General features: G+C 42.3%; 20 protein-coding genes and 2 tRNA genes. 9 read left to right on the top strand and 13 right to left on the bottom strand.

Annotated features, from left to right (window positions below; all coding sequences use genetic code 11):
* Window positions 1-1,107: 1,107 nt before the first annotated feature.
* From NWE91_07355 to uppS, 3 genes are read left to right on the top strand one after another with little or no spacing between them, the layout of a single operon-like run.
* On the top strand, window positions 1,108-2,295 hold the full coding sequence (locus tag NWE91_07355; protein ID MCW3986203.1) for a DUF373 family protein: 1,188 nt from the start codon (window positions 1,108-1,110) through the stop codon (window positions 2,293-2,295).
* Window positions 2,282-3,061 carry an S-methyl-5'-thioinosine phosphorylase gene (locus NWE91_07350; protein MCW3986202.1) on the top strand — a complete coding sequence of 260 codons (780 nt, stop codon included), beginning with the start codon at window positions 2,282-2,284 and terminating at the stop codon, window positions 3,059-3,061. The genes NWE91_07355 and NWE91_07350 overlap by 14 nt, the downstream gene beginning before the upstream one ends.
* A gap of 12 nt (window positions 3,062-3,073) precedes the next feature.
* Window positions 3,074-3,856, top strand: coding sequence for a polyprenyl diphosphate synthase (gene uppS, locus NWE91_07345; protein MCW3986201.1), 783 nt, complete (start codon window positions 3,074-3,076; stop codon window positions 3,854-3,856).
* 1 nt (window position 3,857) lies between these two features.
* Here uppS and purB read toward each other — a convergent pair whose 3' ends face one another.
* Complete coding sequence (gene purB, locus NWE91_07340) at window positions 3,858-5,225, bottom strand: adenylosuccinate lyase (protein MCW3986200.1); 1,368 nt, start codon at window positions 5,223-5,225, stop codon at window positions 3,858-3,860.
* 90 nt (window positions 5,226-5,315) lie between these two features.
* Here purB and NWE91_07335 point away from each other — a divergent pair, with 90 nt between their 5' ends.
* A complete protein-coding gene (locus tag NWE91_07335; protein MCW3986199.1) occupies window positions 5,316-6,767 on the top strand; it encodes an asparagine synthetase B in 1,452 nt (483 codons plus the stop codon).
* A 3-nt stretch (window positions 6,768-6,770) separates the two neighbouring features.
* On the top strand, window positions 6,771-7,841 hold the full coding sequence (locus tag NWE91_07330; protein MCW3986198.1) for a histone deacetylase: 1,071 nt from the start codon (window positions 6,771-6,773) through the stop codon (window positions 7,839-7,841).
* 3 nt (window positions 7,842-7,844) lie between these two features.
* On the opposite strand, the gene NWE91_07325 is transcribed toward NWE91_07330, so the two are convergent.
* The 7 genes from NWE91_07325 to NWE91_07295 form a co-directional block, all read right to left on the bottom strand.
* The gene (locus NWE91_07325) at window positions 7,845-8,027 is read right to left on the bottom strand and encodes a 4Fe-4S binding protein (protein ID MCW3986197.1); all 183 of its coding nucleotides are present in this window, start codon (window positions 8,025-8,027) and stop codon (window positions 7,845-7,847) included.
* Between the two features lie 87 nt (window positions 8,028-8,114).
* Window positions 8,115-9,854, bottom strand: a complete 1,740-nt coding sequence (locus NWE91_07320; GenBank protein MCW3986196.1) for a hypothetical protein — start codon at window positions 9,852-9,854, stop codon at window positions 8,115-8,117.
* A gap of 303 nt (window positions 9,855-10,157) precedes the next feature.
* Window positions 10,158-10,508, bottom strand: a complete 351-nt coding sequence (locus tag NWE91_07315; GenBank protein ID MCW3986195.1) for a DUF2095 domain-containing protein — start codon at window positions 10,506-10,508, stop codon at window positions 10,158-10,160.
* Between the two features lie 235 nt (window positions 10,509-10,743).
* Window positions 10,744-12,288 carry a carboxypeptidase M32 gene (locus tag NWE91_07310; GenBank protein MCW3986194.1) on the bottom strand — a complete coding sequence of 515 codons (1,545 nt, stop codon included), beginning with the start codon at window positions 12,286-12,288 and terminating at the stop codon, window positions 10,744-10,746.
* Window positions 12,289-12,393: 105 nt separating this feature from the next.
* Window positions 12,394-12,471: transfer RNA gene (locus tag NWE91_07305), tRNA-Asp, on the bottom strand.
* A gap of 1,115 nt (window positions 12,472-13,586) precedes the next feature.
* On the bottom strand, window positions 13,587-13,721 hold the full coding sequence (locus NWE91_07300) for a hypothetical protein (GenBank protein ID MCW3986193.1): 135 nt from the start codon (window positions 13,719-13,721) through the stop codon (window positions 13,587-13,589).
* A gap of 106 nt (window positions 13,722-13,827) precedes the next feature.
* A tRNA-Lys gene (locus NWE91_07295) sits at window positions 13,828-13,921 on the bottom strand.
* Between the two features lie 122 nt (window positions 13,922-14,043).
* Here NWE91_07295 and NWE91_07290 point away from each other — a divergent pair.
* Entirely contained in the window at window positions 14,044-14,676 is a 633-nt protein-coding gene (locus NWE91_07290) for a hypothetical protein (protein MCW3986192.1), read from the top strand.
* Here the strand turns inward: NWE91_07290 and NWE91_07285 are convergent.
* From NWE91_07285 to NWE91_07270, 4 genes are all read right to left on the bottom strand, one after another.
* On the bottom strand, window positions 14,666-15,427 hold the full coding sequence (locus tag NWE91_07285) for an ATP/GTP-binding protein (GenBank protein ID MCW3986191.1): 762 nt from the start codon (window positions 15,425-15,427) through the stop codon (window positions 14,666-14,668). The genes NWE91_07290 and NWE91_07285 overlap by 11 nt on opposite strands.
* A gap of 185 nt (window positions 15,428-15,612) precedes the next feature.
* Window positions 15,613-16,440 carry a nicotinamide mononucleotide deamidase-related protein gene (locus tag NWE91_07280; GenBank protein ID MCW3986190.1) on the bottom strand — a complete coding sequence of 276 codons (828 nt, stop codon included), beginning with the start codon at window positions 16,438-16,440 and terminating at the stop codon, window positions 15,613-15,615.
* Between the two features lie 110 nt (window positions 16,441-16,550).
* Window positions 16,551-16,778, bottom strand: coding sequence for a hypothetical protein (locus NWE91_07275; protein ID MCW3986189.1), 228 nt, complete (start codon window positions 16,776-16,778; stop codon window positions 16,551-16,553).
* A gap of 53 nt (window positions 16,779-16,831) precedes the next feature.
* On the bottom strand, window positions 16,832-17,920 hold the full coding sequence (locus NWE91_07270) for a radical SAM protein (protein MCW3986188.1): 1,089 nt from the start codon (window positions 17,918-17,920) through the stop codon (window positions 16,832-16,834).
* Window positions 17,921-17,987: 67 nt separating this feature from the next.
* Between NWE91_07270 and NWE91_07265 the strand changes: the two genes are divergently transcribed.
* Window positions 17,988-18,635, top strand: coding sequence for a winged helix DNA-binding domain-containing protein (locus NWE91_07265; GenBank protein MCW3986187.1), 648 nt, complete (start codon window positions 17,988-17,990; stop codon window positions 18,633-18,635).
* Window positions 18,636-18,900: 265 nt separating this feature from the next.
* Here NWE91_07265 and amrS read toward each other — a convergent pair whose 3' ends face one another.
* On the bottom strand, window positions 18,901-19,959 hold the full coding sequence (amrS, locus tag NWE91_07260) for an AmmeMemoRadiSam system radical SAM enzyme (protein ID MCW3986186.1): 1,059 nt from the start codon (window positions 19,957-19,959) through the stop codon (window positions 18,901-18,903).
* Window positions 19,960-20,084: 125 nt separating this feature from the next.
* Between amrS and NWE91_07255 the strand changes: the two genes are divergently transcribed.
* Window positions 20,085-20,780, top strand: coding sequence for a winged helix-turn-helix domain-containing protein (locus tag NWE91_07255; GenBank protein MCW3986185.1), 696 nt, complete (start codon window positions 20,085-20,087; stop codon window positions 20,778-20,780).
* 9 nt (window positions 20,781-20,789) lie between these two features.
* Window positions 20,790-21,308 (top strand): Hsp20/alpha crystallin family protein, encoded by a 519-nt coding sequence (locus NWE91_07250; GenBank protein MCW3986184.1) that lies wholly within the window; start codon window positions 20,790-20,792, stop codon window positions 21,306-21,308.
* The last annotated feature ends 8 nt before the right edge of the window (window positions 21,309-21,316 follow it).

The following is a 21,316-nucleotide window of genomic DNA, read 5'->3' as shown; positions in this document are numbered from 1 at the left end:
TGCGGAACCCATGGCAAACCAGTTAACTAGAGCAGTCACATGAGACAGCAACCAGTCAGATAATGTTCAGTGACACAGATTAAGTCTCACAAGTATGTGAGACCTAGTCATTTCTGCAGACACCGGGAATCCCCAAAGCCTCTATAGTAGATGCTTAGGAAACCTGCGGTTTTGGGCTTTTCTTAACGTTAACTTCCTCCAGAAAAAAGTTCTTGAAAACAACCGTGCGCATTTCACACTTGCAAAGGATCCATATCTGAAAGCCCGAATGTAACAAAAGATAGGGGGAGGGGGGTAGGTCTGTGGCCCAATGAGAACTCCTTACCTGAAAACTGAAATGCGACTCGAAACCCCTGCGGAATACAATGTACTTCGCAACGAATTGTTATCTTTTATGATTCTCCACGCGTTCAGTTTAATGAATTTGTCTGAAAAGTCACTATTTCTGCCATTAACATTGAACAGTTGCACGATTCAATTGAAATCACGTTTGCTGATAGAGCACAAACTTTCCAAAACCCACAACAATCTGAATAAATTATGGAATGCTTAATCACCTTAAAGCAGCCTAAAGCGACGTTCATCCTCAAGCTACATATTCTGCCGCGGTTGAGAATGTTTAGTCTAATTCAGATAGGAGACTTCCTCACTGCACGTTTTGACGCCTGAAAGTTCAGGCTTCTGCATACAGCACAAGGATTTCCAAGAAGATAGCGATACACCCATGTCCCCTCTTACCATTTACTTTGTGTAATTGGCGTTTGAGTTTAAGCCCCAGCTTGACAATGAGCAACTAGTCTGGTCTTTGTGTGTGTATGGTTTGGTGTCCATTGTTTTGCAGTTTCTTTATGAGGCTTTTCAATTCGATGACTTGGATAGACATTGCTTCTAATCGTGTTCTCGGTGCACTAAAAGGTCATGTTCTTTTTCTGCGCCTGCTTCGAATAATTGTCGGCAAGAATGGTATCATGTTCTTCAGGAAATCCAAAGGACTTGTCTAAATTCTAGAAATTATAGGCTAAATACTTATACTGCACACGAAATCTCTTATTAATAGAACGTAAAGTTAAAGTTGCGACAACCTACAAACAAAAGTGGAAACTATCTATGGCTTCAAAAGAAAAAGAAGAAAGATTACTGATTTTATGCGTTGACCGAGATGGCGACATAGGCACTAAGACAGAAGATAAAACCCCTATACTAGGCAGAGAGAAAAATCTTGATGCCGCTGTTTCACTAGCCTTAAAAGATCCCGAAGAGCCAGACGCCAACGCCATGTTTGAAGCTGTGAGAGTTTACGACCAACTTAAAAAGCAAGGCCAACGACATGAAAAATTCCAAATCGCCACAATCTCTGGCTCACAGTTGCTCGGTGTCGACGCAGACCGGAAACTGGTCAGAGAACTAAAACAAGTTTTAAAAGCTTTTCCAGCCAACAGTGTCATCCTCGTAACTGATGGATACTCAGATGAGGCGGTACTCCCCTTGGTTGAATCGAGGGTGCCTGTCACGTCGGTTCGAAGAATTATCATCAAACACAGCAAATCCATCGAAGAAACTGTAGCACTTTTCGGTAAATATCTCAAGATGCTCACAGAAACCCCCCGCTACTCACGAGTTGCCCTCGGAGTTCCAGGACTCCTGCTAATAATTTTAGCCATCATGTATCTTGGGGGCTTGCTATACTATACGTGGATAGCCTTTCTCCTAGTTTTAGGAGCTGTTCTTCTTGTCAAAGGATTCGGCATTGACAAAGCAACGATGAACTTTCTTCGGTGGATCAAAGAATACGAACCTCCTCCACTTCCAGTTCAGATTTCAGGCTTTGCCCTTGCTGGAGGAATCATAGCAGCTGCTGTCGGAATATTTCTCGGGATAAACGGAGCAACAGCATACTATTCAAGTCTTAGCACTCCACCAACAACTCTGGATGCATGGCTAAGTCTGCTGCCAAGGTTTACAGGTGAGTTTATTGGGCAAGGCATATACCTAATGGTCATTGGGATTTGTGTAGTATTATCTGGAAGAGCAATCCATTGGTATTTCAAGCGCGACATTCGACTTCTACGCACACTAGTTATTACTGTTGTGATCGCTTGGTCTTCACAAATATTTAAGCAAGTTTCAGAAATTCTTATTGATCCCACAGTGGCATGGGCAGAACTCGTTTTCACAATATTCATTGGTATATTGTTGGCTATTGCAATTTCTCTTGTAGCTCTTGTAATTAATATAAAATACGGCAGCTTTTTCAAGAAGAGGAAAAAGAAAGTTGAAGAATTTGAGCAAAGCTAGTGTAGCTCTTATTGGGGGTAGTGGTTTAGAAGGTTTACTGAGAGAAGTAGAGCATGTTCGAATCGGGACTCCTTACGGTTTGCCTTCGCCAATCTCTGTTGGAGGAATCGGAGGCAAAGCCGTAGCTTTTCTTTCTCGTCACGGCTTGAGTCACACAGTTCCCCCGCATCGTATAAATTATCGTGCCAACATTTTTGCTTTGCACCTGCTTGGAGTGGAACGAGTTTTTGCAACTAATGCTGTGGGTGGCATAAACAGACGCTTAGAGCTTGGAGAATTGGTAGTTCCTAACGATTTTTTGGACTTCACTAAGCTTAGAAAAGGAACTTTCTATGAATGTGCCCCTGTGACACATATAGATATGTCTCAGCCCTATTGTCCAGAGATTCGTGATGCTTTGATAAAAGCGGCAAAACATGCTGCAGAAAGCGTTTGGGATGAAGCAGTTTTAGCTTGCACCGAAGGTCCACGATATGAAACCCCCACCGAAGTTAAGATGCTTCGAAGTTTTGGATGTGACATAGTGGGGATGACTGGCTTGCCTGAAGCTGTTCTTGCTCGAGAATTAGAGATGTGTTATGCTTCACTCTGCTACGTTTCTAATATGGCCGTTGGCTTGCAGAAACATCAAACCATCAGCGAACTAACAGAGATTGCGGAAAAGAAAAAATTCGTCATTGAACAAGTTTTAAAAGAGGCAATTGTTCTTCTACCGAAGACGCGCAGTTGCGTTTGTGCTCATGCTTTAGAAGACGCACAACTTTGAGGTTTCATTACTATGCTAAAAGGAATACTTTCGGCAATTGGTGCCTACAGAATTTACGAACGGTGGCTCTGGCACCAAGTTAAAGGCGGCAAGATGCCAGAGCACATTGCCATTATTTTAGACGGCAATAGACGTTGGGCCTCTGAGCAGCTGCTCAAATCGTGGATGGGTCACAAACACGGAGCTGAACGAGTTAGCCAGTTGCTTGATTGGTGTTTGGATCTAGGTGTAAGATGTGTGACTTTGTATTCATTTTCGACTGAGAATTTTGCACGGGAGCCACGAGAGGTTGAGGAGATTCTACGTCTTACTGAGGAAAAGTTACGGGAGATCTTGGCTGATGAACGCATTCATAAGAATGAGGTTCGAGTAAAAGTTATTGGACGAGCTGAACTCCTGCCGAAAAAGCTGCAAGAGTTAATTCGGGAAGTAGAGAAGGCCACACAAGCGTACGATAAACAGTTCTTGACCATAGCCTTGGCTTATGGAGGACGAGCTGAGATAGTGGATGCCGCCAAGAAAATCGCCGAGAAGGTTAAGCAAGGAGAGTTACTAGTGGAGAAGATCAACGAAGGCACATTTGAGAAATTCTTGTATACAGCTTACATGCCAAGGCCTGATCCGGACTTAATTATTAGGACTAGCGGAGAGGAGCGGCTAAGTGGGTTTTTGCTGTGGCAAAGTGCCTACAGCGAGCTGTGTTTTCTAGATATGTTTTGGCCGGATTTTCGGAGAATTGATTTATTGCGGGCAGTGAGAACTTATCAACGGCGTAAACGTAGATTTGGAAAGTAAATCACGTTCGTGCTCTTGCTTTTCTTCTTTTTTGTGTTTTCTTTATAACTAGCTCTACTTGCTCGATGGCAGTGCCTAAATATTTCTGCGGGTTAAGAGCGTCACTAATCTCTGTTTCTGTTAAGAACTTCCGTATTTTTCCGCTCTCAGCTAAGGCTTCTTTGAAGTGACGACTTTCTAATTCGCTCTTGATTGTCAGCTTTCTTAGAAGTTCATGGGCTTCTTGGCGGTTCATTCCCTTCTTTACAAGCGCTGTCATGACAGCCTCAGACATTGCCCGTCCCTGTGTAATCTTCAAATTCCGCCTCATTCGTTCTATGTCAACTCGCAGGTTGTCTAGAACATTGATTATTAGGAACAACATGTGATCAACTAGAATGCAAGCTTCCGGGATCACGAAGCGTTCAGCTGAAGACTGTGTCAAATCCCGTTCATGCCAGGTTACAACGTTTTCAAGTGAAGGCGAAACTAAGCCTCTCAAAACTTTCGCCAATCCACAAACCGTTTCACAAGTTTCTGGGTTACGTTTATGCGACATTGCAGAGCTCCCAACCTGTTTCTCATATTCAAAAGCCTCGAATAACTCCGCAATTTCCGGTCGTTGCAGTTCCCGAATTTCTGTAGCTATGTTGTCTAATGAAGAAGCAATTAAAGCTAAGAGACAAATAAATTCGCCATGGCGATCACGCTGCACAATCTGCGTGGAAATGTCAGCGTGTTTTATGCCCATTTTCTTCATCACAAGTTTCTGAATCTCCATGGCATGTCGACCCAAACCTGCTTGAGTTCCCACGGCACCCGTCATTTTTCCAACGAGCAAACGCTCACGGCATTGCCCCAATCGCTGGATGTTTCTAGCGTTTTCTCGCATCCAAACTGCGAATTTAAAGCCTAAAGTTGTTGGTAAGGCGTGTTGACCATGTGTCCTCCCAATCATAATTGTTCTCTTAAACTTGCTGGCTTTTTTCATCAAAATCTGCTCCAAGCTGTCCAATTTCTGTTCGATAAACTTCACAGCGTCTTTTAGCAGAAGAGCGTTTGCGGTGTCAACGATGTCATAGCTTGTTGCACCTAGATGAACATAGGCACCGCTTGAGCCACATTGCTCAGCTAATGCCCTGACAATTGAAGCAACGTCATGTTTAATCTCGCTCTCGATAGCTTTGACCCGTTTCAGCTTAACATATCGTGTTGATGCTTTCTTCATAATTATTTCTGCGTCTTTTTGCGGGACATTCCCAACTTCGGCATGTGCCCATGCAAGAGCAGCTTCAACATCTAACATTCGCTTAAGCTTGCTTTCTTCTTCAAAAATCTCTCTCATTTCTTTGGTTCCATAGCGCATCGTATCTATAGGGAGAATTGGCATTCATCTACCCCCTAAACATGTTAATGCAATACTGCTTTAAAGATTAACTTTTTACCATTTGCCCCTACCTTTAAAGTGGAGAAAAAATGAATGGGTGCTTTGATTGCTGCTGTAGACAAAAAAGGCGCAAACATCTCTGATGTAGTTGTTACAATGCTTGAGGTGCTAATGCACCGAGGTTCCGATGCCTTTGGGGTTGCTTCGCCCCACAAAGTAGTGATAAAAAACACTGTGGAAGAGCTACGGAAAGAAGACATGAACTCGAACATTTTAGTAGGTCATAATTTTGCCAAAATCTTGTCCAAAGATAAAGCTCAACCGGTCCAAAACCGAGATTTCACTTTTGCTTTTGATGGTCGCTTGTTTCCTGCTCCTTCGAAAAGTGAAGTAGACTATTTGCTTGGAAAGCTCGAGGATATTGAAAACAAAGGGGTGTACCTTATTCGAAGCCTTAATGGCGACTACGTTTTTGCGATAGCAAGAGATGGCGAAATCGTAGTAGGGCGGGATGCGGTTGGAGCATGTCCACTTTATTTCGGTGAAAACGAAAACATTTGTGCCGTAGCTTCGGAACGCAAAGCCCTATGGAAAATAGGCATAACGAAGGCTAATTCGTTTCCACCTGGAAAATTGGCTGTAATCAATGAGAAAGGTTTCCGTTTTGAAATCGCTAAAATCATAACTCAACCGCCTTCACAAAAATCAGACATGGAAACTGCTGCTCAACAGCTCAAACAAATCTTGTTTCAATCAACAAAAGAGCGCATTTCAAACGTTAAAGAGGTTGCAGTGGCTTTTTCTGGAGGCATCGACAGCAGTATAGTCGCTTTTTTGACCAAACTATGTCATGTTGATGTCCATTTAGTCTATGTGGCGTTAGAGAGACAGAAGGAAACTGCTTTTGCGCAGCGTGCTGCAACAGCTTTAGGCATCCCACTTCACATTTTCACATATTCTATAAACGATGTAAAAGAAATCTTGCCAAAAGTTCTATGGCTAATTGAAGAACCCAACCCAGTAAACGCTAGTATCGCGGCACCTATTTTTTGGGTTGCTGAACAATCAGCCAAACTTGGCTTCAACGTCTTAATGGCTGGGCAAGGAGGAGACGAGCTTTTCGGTGGATATCACCGCTACCTTGAAAACTATGCCAGACACGGTTTAGTTGGCTTGCAAGGAAAGCTCTATCAAGACGTAGTTTCACTCCATGAGTCAAATCTCGAAAGAGACAACAAAGTGTGCTCCTTTCATAACGTAGAATTAAGGATGCCCTTCATTGACTGGGAGGTAATTCAACTTGCCTTAAGCCTTCCCGCAGACTTTAAGATTGCTTCATCAAAAGACATTCTACGTAAAAAGATTCTGAGACGGACAGCTAAAAAGCTTGGAATTCCCAAAATCATTACTGAAAAAACCAAAAAAGCCATCCAATATACAACAGGCGTAAATCAAGCGATGAGAAAACTTGCGAAAAAGGAAGGTTTAACTCTGCGAAAATACGTAGAAGAAACTTTCTTAAAAACTTGCAAAATGCTGGAATAAAAGATGGCTAAAACGGCTATAATCTTTACGCCTAAATATTATGAGCACAACACCGGGCCAGATCATCCCGAAACTTCGAAACGGCTCGAAGTAATAATGAACGAAATGGGAAAAATAAATCTATTTTCTAAGGCAAACGAATGCAAATTGGTCGAACCCGATCTGGCACGCATAGAAGATTTGGAACTCGTCCACATCCCAGAACATATTCAACTAGTGAAACGCATCTGCGAACACGGGGGAAGCCTACTTGACCTCGGCGACACTGTAGTTTCCCCAGAAAGTTTTGAAGTAGCACGCTACGCTGTTGGAGGAGCAATAAAAGCTGTAAACTTCGTTTTGAGCAAAAATGTTAAGAACGCCTTTGCCTTGGTTCGCCCTCCTGGGCATCATGCAGGATCATATTACGCTGCGGGTTTTTGCGTGTTCAACAACGTAGCTGTGGCTGCAGCACACTTGGTTGAAAGGTTCAATTTCGAACGGGTTCTAATTCTGGACATAGACGCTCATCACGGGAATGGGACACAAGAAATCTTTTACAATACAGACAAAGTTCTTTACATAAGTTTACATGAAGACCCCCGAGATTTTCCTGGGACTGGATTTGTAGATGAAATTGGAGAAAGTGAAGGACTGGGTTATAACGTTAATATTCCTTTTCCCTTCAGGACTGGTGACAAAGCGTACTTGGCGGCAATAGACGATATAGTAATTCCCATTATACGACAATATGAGCCTCAGTTTATTTTGGCATCTGTTGGCTATGATGGCTACTATGGCGACCCTGTTGCTAAGCTAAGCCTTTCCGCTGCTACTTATACCTTAATTTTTGAGAAAATCCTTAGTTATGCGTCAACTTTTTGCGAAGACAGATTTGTCGCCGTGCTAGAAGGTGGTTATTCCCTCAGACAACTAGGGAAACTCGTAGTGTCAACAATTTCAATGATGGCTGGTTTTTCATATCCAACAAAAATTGAGACCCCACCAACAAGTTCAAGGGCCGAGAAACAAGCAGAAAAAATTATAGAAGAAATAAAGGAAGTACAGTCAGCATTTTGGAGTTTAGACTCCTAACTTTTATTCTATGACTTGTATTGCACTGGTTGGACATTGCACTTCGCAGGCTTGGCAGACCAAGCACTCCTCCTGCTTAACAGGTACAGATTTGTCATCTTTTATTTCGAACACTTCGACAGGACAGGTGTCAACGCAGGTGCCACATCCATCACATTTCTCCAAATCTACTTTCACTTCAACCATTACTTGTCTACCTCTTGATTTTAGGAACTGAATCAAAAGGTAATTTATACATAAAAGTGTTTGGGGAAGTAATATTGTTGAATATTACTATTCCTTAAGCCTTAAAAGAAGCCCATCTATTGTTATTCTTGCTTTCTCTCGCCTTCGCAAATCGTCTTCAATGAGTCGCCGATAAGTTTGAGCAGAAACCTCTCCACGCTTAAATCGAACTTCAATTCGCCTAATATCTGCCTCGATATTATCAAGCTCTGTTTCCGCAACTTCAAGCCCCCTCATGATATCAGCATATTTCGCTCCGCCACTCATAATTTTCTGCTGTAAGCCTGTTAACCTTCTAGAAAGCGAAGAAAGCCGATTCTCCAAAGTAGTTTTTCTTACTTTGTATCGCCGCCTAGAAATTTTTCCTTTCCGTGCTTTCTGCTTTGCTTGTTCAAGTCCAGAAAGAACTTTTTTCTTCTCTTCATAAGTCTCAATAAAATCGTTCAACGTTTTGCGCGGAACCAAAATTATTGAAATGGGCACTGGAGCTCTAGGTCTCCGCCAAGCAAGAGCGACTATGGAACCAATTACAACTAATGCAGTTGTCCAAAGAGTCGGTCGGAAGGATGCCCAAAAAATCGTGTAGCTGTAGGTGAAACTCAACTGGTCATTTTGCATCCACGTGATGTTAGAGAAGGAGAGCGAAAGTGTTTCTTGAAAAACATCCTTGTGGATGCTAAATGTTTGCTGTGGAAAGGATTGAATCACAGCGCCCTCAGGGGAAATAATCTTCAAAGTAAAAGTGCTCGGCATCATTTGCAAGTTTTCAGAAAGGCCAAGTGTCAACATGTAACTTTGCGAATCTTGCTGAACGAGACGGTCCCCAGAAAGATTGTAAGTCAGTTTAAGGCTTCTCGACTGATTTTCCACCAAATTAAGGGAAACTCTTTTCTCTTCTTCATTGAAATCTAATTTCTTTCCTAGTTCGTCGAAAGCAGCGACGTTACTAGCATCGCTGGGAAGCTGTAATGTTATGCTGTCAACAGTGAAGGCAGTTTTGCTTTTTATTAAAAGCAGTTCAGAAGATGAAATATGTCCGTTCGTATCTATCGTTATTTCTTGACTTAGTTTCTTTACTGAAAAACAAGCAAAACTGTCTTTATTTTCAGAGGTAAAACTGACCTTTGTGGACATCCGTGTAAGTTCTGGAAGTGGGGTTTTTGTGTAATTCAAATAGTAACGTTCATCGTCTTCAGTAGAGTTGAAAGGAAAGTTGTTGGGCTCGTATTTTGTGTTTTTAGGCAAGATGACGTTGACATTGCATGTTGAAGCATTTTGAGCAAGACTTGGATATACAGGAAAATCGGCTGTGAATACATATTTCGTGGTTGCATTCACGACTTTTGTTGAGGAATCAATGAGATTTGAAAATACGAATACTATTGTAAAAGTGTAAGGTTGTCCATTGTAAAGCAGGTCGCGCACTTTATTGGGAAAAGCTATAGTTACACCGTAATAGCCTATTACTCCCAAACCTGTGTTTAAGGTTACATCTAACCGATCATCGAAGTTTGTGGCATTGTAAGCCATAGAATAACGAAGGTTTGCTCTGTATTCTAGTGGGAATCCTATCGAGAAGTTTTCTACCGTGGCATTTCCAGTTACTGGAGATATTTTTACTGTGTCGTTGATGAGGAGATACCCTCCATAGATAGGTTCTACTATGTGGTCTATCTTGTCGACTTGGATTTGTGGAGGCGAAGTTGCATACGTGTTATGCGGAGCGAGTAAGGTAATTGAGGCAATTGGGAGGATGAATATTAGTAGGAACAGCGTTGCTTTTTTCAAGTTGGATGCCTCTTGGATTAGCCTTCCATATTTATTGCAGATTATCCTTATTTACTTTCCTTTATTTAGTCTTTAGAAAATCTGTTAATCTTTTATCAAGTCTACGTAGCAGTTTATGCGTTTGGTAAGATTTGCACCAATGATTCGTTCCAGGTTTGATGAAAAACGAATTTTAATGTCTCTTCTTGATTGAATTATCCTCTTGGCGCGCGCAGCTAGCCACTACTTTTTGCCAGTCTACGCGTTTTAGCTTCTTAAGGAAAATGGTTTTTCACAATGGTTTTGTTTATTTTTGAGAAAGAACTATTGTTTACTTACTTTAAAGTAGTATCCTTCTTCTTTTTTAGGTCCGAAGCTTCGAACGCCTTTCTTTCGGAGTTGTTGCCGCAATTTTTTGGCGTAATTGCGAGATATTTTGCCGCAGTTTTCCATGTAGATGATTATTTCTCTTGCTTGTTGTTTGGTGTCGCATCGGCGGAGGAAATCGATTACGTCTGGGTTGTAGTTGGAAAGGTTTTTCTGTGCTGATGCTGTTTTTTCAGCGGCTTTTCGGTCAGAGCGTACAGAGTCAATTGCAACCTTCTGTTTACCCGCATCCACTTCTCTTGTGAGGTTTGGAAACATCTTTTTGAAATGGTCTTCGTCGATTTTCATGATGTGCTACACCCTGCTTCTTTTTCTGAGGTTCTTCAAGTTTTTTATGCAAGAACAGGTATTTAACCACTATTGCACGTGCGTTCTGTGCTTAGACAGGGCTATTTACTTTGGTCTTGATTGGTGGTCAGTAAGGATTATTCTGAGCGGTGTATGTCGCTTCTAGATTTCTCTAGTGTTTGTTTGGCTGCAAATAGGTTCCTAACGTGTTATACTGTGGTTTGTTCCTTTTTACCTAGTATTCGTAGATCCATGAGTATTTCTTGTTTAGATATTCGAAGTAGGGTTTGACGTTTATTTGTTCACTAGTGATTTTTTTGATGAGGACTGTTGGGTCGTAAAGGTTTCCGTAGTAGTGAACGTTCTCTGTTAGCCACTTTTTAACGTCGTGAAAGTTGCCTTTTGCAATTTGGCCTCTCCAGTTGGGCATGGCTTTTTCCAACATGACGAGAAGTTGTCCACTGTATATGTTGCCTAGCGCGTAGGTTGGGAAATAGCCGAAGTAGCCACTGGCCCAGTGTATGTCTTGCATGACGCCTTCGGAGTCGTTTTCGATATCCAGTCCTAGATACTCTTTGTATTTTTGGTTCCAAACCTCAGGAAGGTCAGCTACAGTGATTTTGTCTGCTATCAATTCACGTTCAATCTCAAAACGGATAATTACATGAAGACAGTAAGTAACTTCGTCTGCCTCAACACGAATCTTTGAAGGTCTAACTCGGTTTATAGCTCGAACGAAATCGTCCAAAGCTACATCGGAAAAAGTGTTACCTGTGAGTTCTTTAAGTTTTGGGAAAAAGTAGATCCAGAATTCGCGTGATCGTCCAACTATGTTTTCCACGAACCGTGACTGCGACTCGTGGAATCCTAGAGAACAACCAGTACCTACTGGCTGATAAATCCATTCTGGCTTCAGGTTCTGTTCGTAAATAGCGTGACCGCCCTCGTGTAATACAGAAAACAGAGAGGGTGCTATATTATCTTCATAATAGTGAGTTGTAATCCGCACGTCATCGTAATAACCTGTAGTAAAGGGGTGCTCGGTCTCATCTATTCTACCTCCGGCTTTTGGAGACTCCACATCATACCCAATGAACCTGACGAGTTCGTTAGAAATCTTGCATTGAACATCCAAAGGAACTCTGCGCTTTAGGAATGACGTGTCGGGTTGCTTCGGTGCACTTAAACATCTATTCAAAATGGAGACTAGTCCTTTTCTCAGCTCTCCAAAAACTTGGGCAATCATCCCAGCGGTCATCCTAGGCTCAAATATATCTATGAGGGCATCGTAAGGTGTTTTGGTAGCTTTTACTTGCATAAGGATTGATGCGGCTTTCTTTCTTAGCTCAAGAAGCTTCTCAAGTTCAGGCTTAAACATGGAGAAGTCTTTAGCGGCTTTTGCTTTCTTCCAAACATCAATGGTGATAGCTTGTTGTTTTGCAGTCTCTACTACAAGTTCTTCTGGAAGTCTAGTCTGTTCATCGTAGAACTTCCTGATTAGATACACGTTTCTTTTCTGCAACTCGTTTAAGCTTTCATAGTCTTGATGTTTTTCAATTCTTGATAGTAATGTTTCGATTTTAGGGTCCGTGCTCATTCTGTGTTCGATTTGACTGAGCATGGCTAGTTGCTGACTTCGCAGATTGATAGCTTTCGGAGGCATCTTTGTCTCCATGTCCCAATGGACGACGGACTCGATTGTTTGAAGAATTGTTAACTCTTTAGCCTTCGTCATTAGTTTATCATAATTAGACTTCAATGTTTCAGTTATTTTAGCCATACTGATCGCCGCAGACGGAATATCTATTTCGACAATATATGGCTTACGTGTACATCCTAAGCAAATTTTTACCAAAACCCATAGGTCTTTCAATACAAGGGGTTTTGGCGCCCTGGCCGGGACTTGAACCCGGGTCGGGCGGGCGACAGCCGCCTATACTAGACCGGACTATACTACCAGGGCACCTATTCCTAAAAGAAAAAAGGCTTCTACTTAAATTTTTCATAGGCGAACTCGATGCATTTGGCCTCAATTTTTTGTCCACAACAACTAAGCACCTGTTGGAGACAATTGTACGCTCCTTTTTCCCATATTGGCTCTTGGGTAAACAGCACCATCTGAGCATTTGTATAAATAAACCGTTACAGTCTTCACTTTTCACTTATGGATAATTTTTATATGTACAAAGTTTAGCTCAGTCGGACAGAAGAAAGGTTAGAGAAGAATACCCGTAAGTATTTCTGATGGTTATGACAACTCGTTCTATCGCCTCCTCAACTCCATTGTAACTATTCTCAATCTCTTGAATCAGCAATTGAAAGGATCGTTCGCTGCCGAAGACATGTTCTCTCTCTCACCTTCACCTTTAACGTGGAAATCATAGATAGTGCTATTGTGGCGAAAGACCATTTCCTTTGAGTGAAAGGCAATGTGTCCTCCAGCCCTCGATGCAAAAACCATTATATTATTACTTCATAGTAAAGTTAGTATCTAAAAGAGGAAACAGTAACTTGTCTCTTGAAGAAATCGCCCAGAAAGGGAGAATTTTACATTAAGGCATGGAAGCTTAATCTGGGCACCCATTTAAAAGAAAAGTCCTTCAGGTTCTTAGAGTGGTGCAAACTTTATCATTCTTTCTTGACATGTCGCAGCGAGCGTAGCCACAAAGCACCCCAAATCACCATGAAAACGATTACTGCCCAAAACATGATGATAAGGAACTGTACCGCGGAGACAGCCATATTCTCAAACATACTTCATCAATAAAAACACTGTTGAAGCATCGTAAAAGCGAAGTTCCGTCGTTGAAATGCTCGAAACTTCGAGATAATTCGGTTAAGATATATTACCATCTGCGTAGTAACCCATTTATTACCTTGGACCATATACGATTGCTTGAACGCCCACATAGGAGAAAGGAGAAGGCGTTAAAGAGCTGAGAGGAAGGTTTCCTATCCCTCCTAACCTCCTCTTAGTAATGATCAACCAAAATCATTTTTGTAGTTCTTTTTCATATCTTTGATAACTAAAAAGCAGTAAATATGAAAAGGAGAACTATTTCGTAGGCATTATGAAGTTTATTTGCGAAGGTTCAGACGGTGAAGCAGAGATGTTGGTTTTTTTCCTTCTTTTTCTTTCATCACGTCAACTAAGGCATGAAAAATCGTATAATTTTCTGAAAACGGCTCTGCTGTTTTCTTCTTTTTTCTCAACGATTTTCTCCATCGTTATTCTTCACAACTTTGTCTATCTATCATGTTTCATATGGAAAATATGTCGAGGTTAACAATATCTGTTGTAGAGCACGTATATGGATGGTGGCGAGCCCGTCGGGAATTGAACCCGAGACCCCCGGGTTAAAAGCCCGGTGCTTTGGACGCTTGGCGCGCTATCCTTGCTGAGCTACGGGCCCGTTGGTTTCACAATTAAAGCCAAACTTGATATTCTTTAAGTTTTTGTTGTCTTCCATACGTCAAGTTTTGAGAAAAATAGAAATTAACCCTATAAGTAACTTACTGCAAGGAGGCTACATGTTTGAAACGCCTTTTGAAAGAGCTAACCAGCGAGAAGGCGCCTGGTCCTAGGCATTCCTTTTCGGTAGTTCATGTTGTCAAAGCGCTTGAGCTGATTTCGAAAAGACCTATTGGCAGAAATAAGCTTTCAAAAGAGCTAGTTTTAGGAGAAGGGGCAACACGAACATTAATTCAACGGTTGAAAAATTATGGCCTAATCAAGGTAGATCGGACGGGTTGCATTTTCTCAAAAAAGGGTGAAAAGTTGTGGAACGCTTTGTGCGCAATCTTTCCTCGAAAAGTTTTCTTGGATAGAAGCGGGTTGACACTTGCAGCGTTCAACGTTGCCGTATTAGTTAAAGGATGCGGTAGCAAGGTTAAGCTTGGGATGAAACAACGAGACGCTGCTCTTTTGATGGGTGCGAAAGGAGCGACAACTCTTGTCTTTAAAGGTGGTAAACTGATGGTTCCTCCAGAGTACCGTGGAGTTGCTGAAGATTTTCCGGATATTTATAGAAAGCTCATGGGCTCGTTAGAACCTGAAGAGGATGACGCCATTATTATTGGCAGTGCAGATACTTTGGAGAAAGCTGAGTACGGTGCTCTAGCGGCGGCGTTGAGCATCCTAAACAACCACAATGTCCCTAGTGGGTAAATTTGTCCCCACCAGCGAAGATGCGTTCCAACATTGCGTTTAAGTTTGTCATTCCATCATTGGTTTTTGCTGAAACAGGAATCAAAGGAAAGCGAAGCCCCAACCTGTAAATCGCGTGCATTATGTCACGACTTAACAGACGCTGAGTACCTTTTAATTTCTCTTCAATGTTCATTTCTAGCATCTTTGGATTCGAGGACCAATCTACGATGCTGTCAACTTTTTCTTGCGGTAGAAGGTCAGTTTTTGACAGCACGTGAACTTGGGGCATTAGGAAACGGTTGTAAACTGCAGCTGAGAGGAAGAGGTTTGAAACATAGTTTATAGGGCTAAGCGAAAACGCCGGATCGAAAAGATAGACTATGGCTTTTGGTTCTTTAGTTAGTTCTTCTGCAATGTATTGTCCACTAGCTCTGAAAGCAAAAAGCTCCATCTGCCCCGGAGTGTCAACTAAAACCAAATCTGCGTTAAGCTCTTCAGTCTCTCTACTCAACGTTTCCATTTTCTCTGCAATGAGGTCAGCAGCTAAAATCAAAGCTCCATTTGGTCCTAAACGGTATTCTTCCATTAAACTTGCCATATTCACGTAGTCTCTTACGTCCAGGTCAGGAGTGTATGGTAATACCACCACACCTGGGTCTAAGTTTATGATTGCTACGTCTTGTTTTGCCATGTTTAACCATTCCGAGAAAGCTGAGGTAAGAAGACTTTTGCCTGACCCTGCCGTGCCTATAACAAACACAACGAACACAGAATGCACCTACACATAATCAGCTTAGAAGCTAAGTTCCTACTTATTTCCTTTCTTTTGGAGATGGTTGCTTCAGGAACCCGGATCTGCAATCATCTTTGAGTCAGAGTCTAGCCTGCTCCCTCATCGCAACCAAACAGAAAATGGTACTTGAGAAACAAAAGTCTTTTCTATCTAGCAAAGCATCAAAATTTTTTTGTCTTAGCGATTGTGGATTTTCCACTTTTTGCTTTAATTATTTCTAAAAGCTGTATTAACGCTCTGTCAACTCGCTTCTTTGCTGTCTCAGCGTCTTTTGCCTGAGTAGAGAGATGCAACTCTATTTTTGGCTTTTTCTCGGCACCCATGGGATGAGACTTGATGTAAATGTAAGGATTATCGTGCATAACGTGATCTATTAATGGTGCCATCTCTGACTCCATAACCCCTGCGACGTATAGGCTTGTTTCAAAAAACGTCAGGTTACCTGCCGCATCTTCAAGAATAGGCAAAAGGGAGTTTTCAAAAATGGCCCTCATTTCCGAGGGAACTCCAGGCAACGCAAAAACAGTAACACTGTTGTTTCTAATGGCTATTGCTGGCGCAGTGCCCATAGGATTTGGTAGAGGCTCTGCCATTTTGGGGATTTTCGCCATTTTAACTCTTGCCGGGGTCAACTCGAACGTTTCGTGGCCCATCTCCTCTGCATACTCGCCATATTTTCCCTTAACCATCTCCAACGCTTTCTCGTTTATTTCGAGTTGAGAGCAAAAGGCTTCAGCGATCCCTTCTTGTGTCTTATCGTCAAATGTAGGTCCTAAACCCCCAGTTGTGATTATAAAATTCGGATTTCGACGAACTGCTTCTCTCAAAGTTTCCGCGATTGTTTTGACCTCATCAGCAATAACAGTTATTCGACTGACAGAAAGTCCGAGTGATGTTATTCTTTTCGCCAACCATTGAGCGTTTGTGTTTAGTGTTTTTCCAATTAATAGTTCATTTCCTATGGAGACAATTTCTACATATGTAGCCATTTTCTTAGCTTCACTCCGTAATTCAGGGGTGTGTGGAAGCTATAATTACAGTAAGAAAATAAAAGTCAATTGTCTAGACTAAAGATTAAGCGCTACGCATACCTTTGTTTTTATTTCTTCTTACCGAGCCACCATTTCAAGTACTCTTTATGCGCTTTTTTGCGCTCTTCGCTATCCGACTGGAACCTTGGTCGCAATTGCTGTCTAAGCTCAATCAGCTCCTGATGAGTAACTGAGAGCCCACAGCTCTTGCACGCATAGCGTTTTGTCATGGAAATGTATTGCATTTCGCCGCCGCATTCTGGGCAATAGGGCATCTGCTTTTCTTCCTTTGGCATAGAAGACTAATTCAAAGTGAAATAGCTTTTGGTTAATTGTCCATGAAAACACGTCAAGTTATAAAATTAGTTAACCCTGCCTTCCTAGCAAGTTGGACGGCTTTTTTCCTTTCAGCTTCTGTTAAGCCTCTTCGTAGCTCAGGAATTTCATGCGCACGCCATTCAGGTCTATATTGAAACATAACATTTGTTCGTGTTGTGGATCCAAGGCTTTTGATTATCCATCTTAAAATTTTACTGAGGCAACAGTCTAGGTGGCCGGGTAAAACCAGGAGTCGGATGAGGAGTTCGCCGTGTTCCTTTCCATACTTATGATTGCGAGTGCAAGCTTCCAAATAGTGTGGGGCATTAGATATGTGTTTGGCACACTCGTTAGTTCCATACTTGAAGTCGAGAAGATAAACATCTGCAAATCCTGCTAGGAGTTTGGCTGTTTCTTCACTGTAATAAGAGTTGGAGTTCCAGACAACCGGCACATTGACCTTAACATGTTTGAAAGTTTCAAGCCATTGAGCAAGCCACGGCGTTGGGTCACCGCCCACTAAGTTGGCGTTTCTGCAACCATTATTACGCAGATGCCCCACCACTCTTGCGAGACGTTCAGGGGTGTAGATTTCTCCCGGTTCCATCCACTGGGATATTGTCCAGTTTTGGCAATGGCGGCAACGCATCGTGCAGCCAAGGGTAAATATGGTTCCAGAGGGTACGAGTTCTGGTTCTTCGCCCATGTGCTCAAACATCGTGGAGACTATGATTTGGGTGCCGCACTTGCAGTAGCCCAACTTACCTTCCTTTCTGTTCACGCCGCATCGTCTAGTGCAGAAGTGGCAGCTTTCTAAAATGCGGTTTGCGATTTTAATTTTCAAGTCCAAGAAAGATTGTGGGGGCGTTTCTAATTCTTCCAAGCTTGTTAGGCGGCTGTCGAGTTTCTTCTCAAGTTGACGAAATTCCTTCAACAGTTGGTTGTGCATTTTCCATAGCTTTGCCGTAGAGTCATCTTTAAAGTGGGCGGCGAGTTTTCGGGCAATGATGAATTTGGCTGCTTTGTCGTTTTGCATGACATCAAAGTATCTAGCCAAGCTTGCACGAGCATTCTTATCCTTTAACACAGCCATTGCATCTGGTCTTAGAATCGCCCACATACGTTGACCATCAAAGAAAAGTAGTGCTAAACGTCAATTTATATGGTTGGGATGGCTTTAACAAAAAATGGGGGATGTAGATTCGATACCGGAAAACGTCATAAACTCGCGAGAAGAGGCGTTGGGGTTCATCAACAAATACGGCATTGTCACGCTATTTCCCATAAAAGGCAAACCATTTCCCAGTCTTTACCGCGCCACGAAAGGGAATCGGCAAGAGAAGTTTGACAAGGCGTGGGGGTGGGCAGACGATTCAGCTATGGAGAAGTTGATTCATTATGGAAAGCTTGTTCGTAAACACGTTTCACTGGTTTCATTAGAGTTGTTTCCTTCACTTTACAGGCTTTGTAGAAGAGATGACTTGAGCGACCTCGCCGAGAAAACACTCAATTTTCTAGAAACGCACGGTTCAGCTTCGACTACTGTTTTGCGAAAAAGCCTCGGTTTCTGGGGAAAGGAAAAGAAGTCTGAGTTCACGAAAGCTGTTGATGAGTTGAAGCTAACTTTTGCTATTGCAATCGTTGGTATAAAGAAAGCACCGAGAATGACTTACACATATGATCTGATAGAGCGCTGGATGCCAAAGTCGTTGTTTGAAAGAGCCGAGAAAATAGATAGGGCAGAAGCCAAAGCGAAGGTGAATGCTAAGCGCGCGCGTCTTTGTGACGAAAGTCTTTCAAAACATACATGTCCCAAATATAGGCGGAGTCCATAGTAATATCGAGCACAACTCCCTCACATGAATGTAAATCCTTAGCTGCAATGCAGTAGCCTACCACTTTGCCATCAGCAACCGCCAGTTTTACAAGTTCAGAGCCTTTTTTGATATCCCAGCAACAACTTTGAGAAATTCTTCAATGAATATTTCAGGCGGAGACCACTGGAGTTCTTGCTCAAAAAGTGTTTTCAACCGCCTTAGTTCTCCAGAATGCCTAAGTTCAAAATTCCTTATTATAATCGACATATTCGTCCCAAAGTTTTTAGAACAAGGCATATGGGTAGGCAACTCTGGTTGCATGTAGCTCTCCTTTTATTGGTATGCTGTACCCGCATGCTGGACAACGCATGTCCTTAGTTAGGTTCCATTTCACTATCTCGAAGCTAAAACGTTTTATCAGCAACTCATTACAATTGGGACAGTAAGTGTTTTCAAAACGATGCCCCGCCACATTTCCCATATAAACGTAGTTCAGACCAACTTCTTTTCGAGCAATGGCGTATGCCTCTTCCAGAACCACCACCGGAGTCACAGCTTGCCCAGTCATCTTGTAGCTTGGATGAAACCTCAAAAGATGAAGGGGTGTATCCACGCCCAAATTATCATGCACCCATACTGCCAACTCTTTGATTCTATCCATCGAATCTCCGATTTTAGGCACGATTAAGTTGGTGATTTCGATGTGGATGTCGTTTCTCTTCATTTCTATCAAAGATTCGAAAATGGGCTTTGTAGAGGGTACTGATGAAAATTTCTTGTAAAATTCTGGGTCTGCCGCCCCTTTGAAATCTACAGTTGCTGCGTCCAAGTAAGGAGCAATAGTTTTCACTGCTTCTGGTGTCATGTAACCATTTGTGACAAAAGTGTTGAAGAAGCCCACGCCATGGACCATCTTCGCTGTGTCATATGCATACTCGAAGAATATTGTGGGTTCGGTGTATGTGTAACTTACTCCTTGGCAGCCATTATCTCGAGTAGCCTTTACTACTTCTTCTGGCGGAAAATGGTGTCCAGTGGTGTCTTTTTCTTGACTTATCATCCAGTTATCACAGAATCGACAGCGGAAGTTGCAGCCTACTGTGGCTATTGACATGACTAGTGCGCCTGGATGAAAATGAGCAAGAGGTTTTTTGGTTATGGGGTCGACGCATGCAGAGCAGGCTTTGGCGTAGTTTAGAGAGTATAGTGTGCCTTTCTCGTTTTTTCGAACTAGGCAGAATCCTGGTTGGCCTTCGGTTATTTTGCAGTGGCGTGCGCATAGGTAACAGTGCACTCTGTTTTTGGGCAGTTTCTCGTACAGCATGGCTTCGTGAAGGGGCATGTTGTTCATCCTCCATATGATATTGTTTGTTTTCTTATAGGTGTTGTTTTTCACAATGCTTAAATATTACCTTTTGGTAAGCATTTATTACCGAATGGTAACAAGATATATAGAGGAATGCGCAAATGACGGTAACCCATAGGGACTTGGTAAAGGAGGCCAAAAAAATCTTAAAGGAAAAAGGCTTCGCAGATGATGAAATATATGAAGAATTTTGGTTCAAAAGTTACCGAGTCGACGCCGTCGGATGGAGCTCAAAACGCAAAGTTGCTGTAGCATGCGGTTACTGCGGTCCAAAAAAGAGACAGGATCTCGAAAGATTCTTTGATGAAGTAATCTGTCTTCCATTCAAATATCAAGTCCAGCCTGTCTCAGCTGAACCCTCCACCCAAATGCCTAGTGCTTTAACGAAGCTGAGGTTAATATTGGTTAAGGACGATAATGTCATCTTTGAAGTACCACTTTCAAGGGAAGAGTGGTCGAAAGAATTTTCAAGAAATGAATTGGGATTCGTAGAGCGAGATCTTCAACAATTTTCTAAACTCTTCGACGCATTGTCACATAAGAACAGGTTAAGGATGATGAAGCTTTTGATAGAAGATGAAGATCTGACGATGGGGTTTGCCGAGTTCATTCGCGATCTAAATCTTAACCCTAAATTAGTGTGGGAAAGCACACGGAAACTTAGTGAAAGCGGGCTTCTTAAAAAAAGCGATAACGGAAGGTATCGTTGCTCCGAATTTGGAGAAGCCAGTTTTATCATGGTTAGCTTCGTACTAAGGCATTTGCGAGATATGTTTGAAAGTGTTGAAGGGAGGTGAAAAAAGGTCATGGTAGACTATTACGAAGACGATGAAGTTTTTCGGGACATTAGCAGCTTCTATAATCGGTTGATGGAGCGCATGTTCAGGGAAATTCAGGATTTCGAAAAGGCTGTTAGCAGTAGACAGCTTAAGGGCAATTGGGACATTAAACCAATTAACAAGCCTGGCATAAAAGGGTATGTTGCCCGGGGACAATTTCAACTCAGCGGCGCGCCAATACATCTTCCAAGGCATGCTAAGGAAGAAGATCGGGAGCCGTTAACAGATGTTTTCGAGGAGAAGGAGCTGGTCAAGATGTACATGGAGTTACCTGGAGTTGAGAAAAGTGATATTCAGCTTAATCTAGTCAGCGGGTCTGTTGAAGTGAGAGCTAAGAACTTCTCCAAGACTGTGAATTTAGCGACCAGTAATGTTGATCTCGAGAAGGCTACTGCAAGCTACAAAAACGGCGTGCTTGAGGTGACGATTCCGAAGATTCAGAAAGCTGTTGGGGATAAGAAAAGGCGGACTATGAGGATTGAGTAGTAAGAGTC

The sequence above is a fragment of the Candidatus Bathyarchaeota archaeon genome (genome assembly GCA_026014805.1).
Classification (GTDB): domain Archaea; phylum Thermoproteota; class Bathyarchaeia; order Bathyarchaeales; family SOJC01; genus JAGLZW01.
This window is presented reverse-complemented; position numbering and strand designations above follow the sequence as displayed.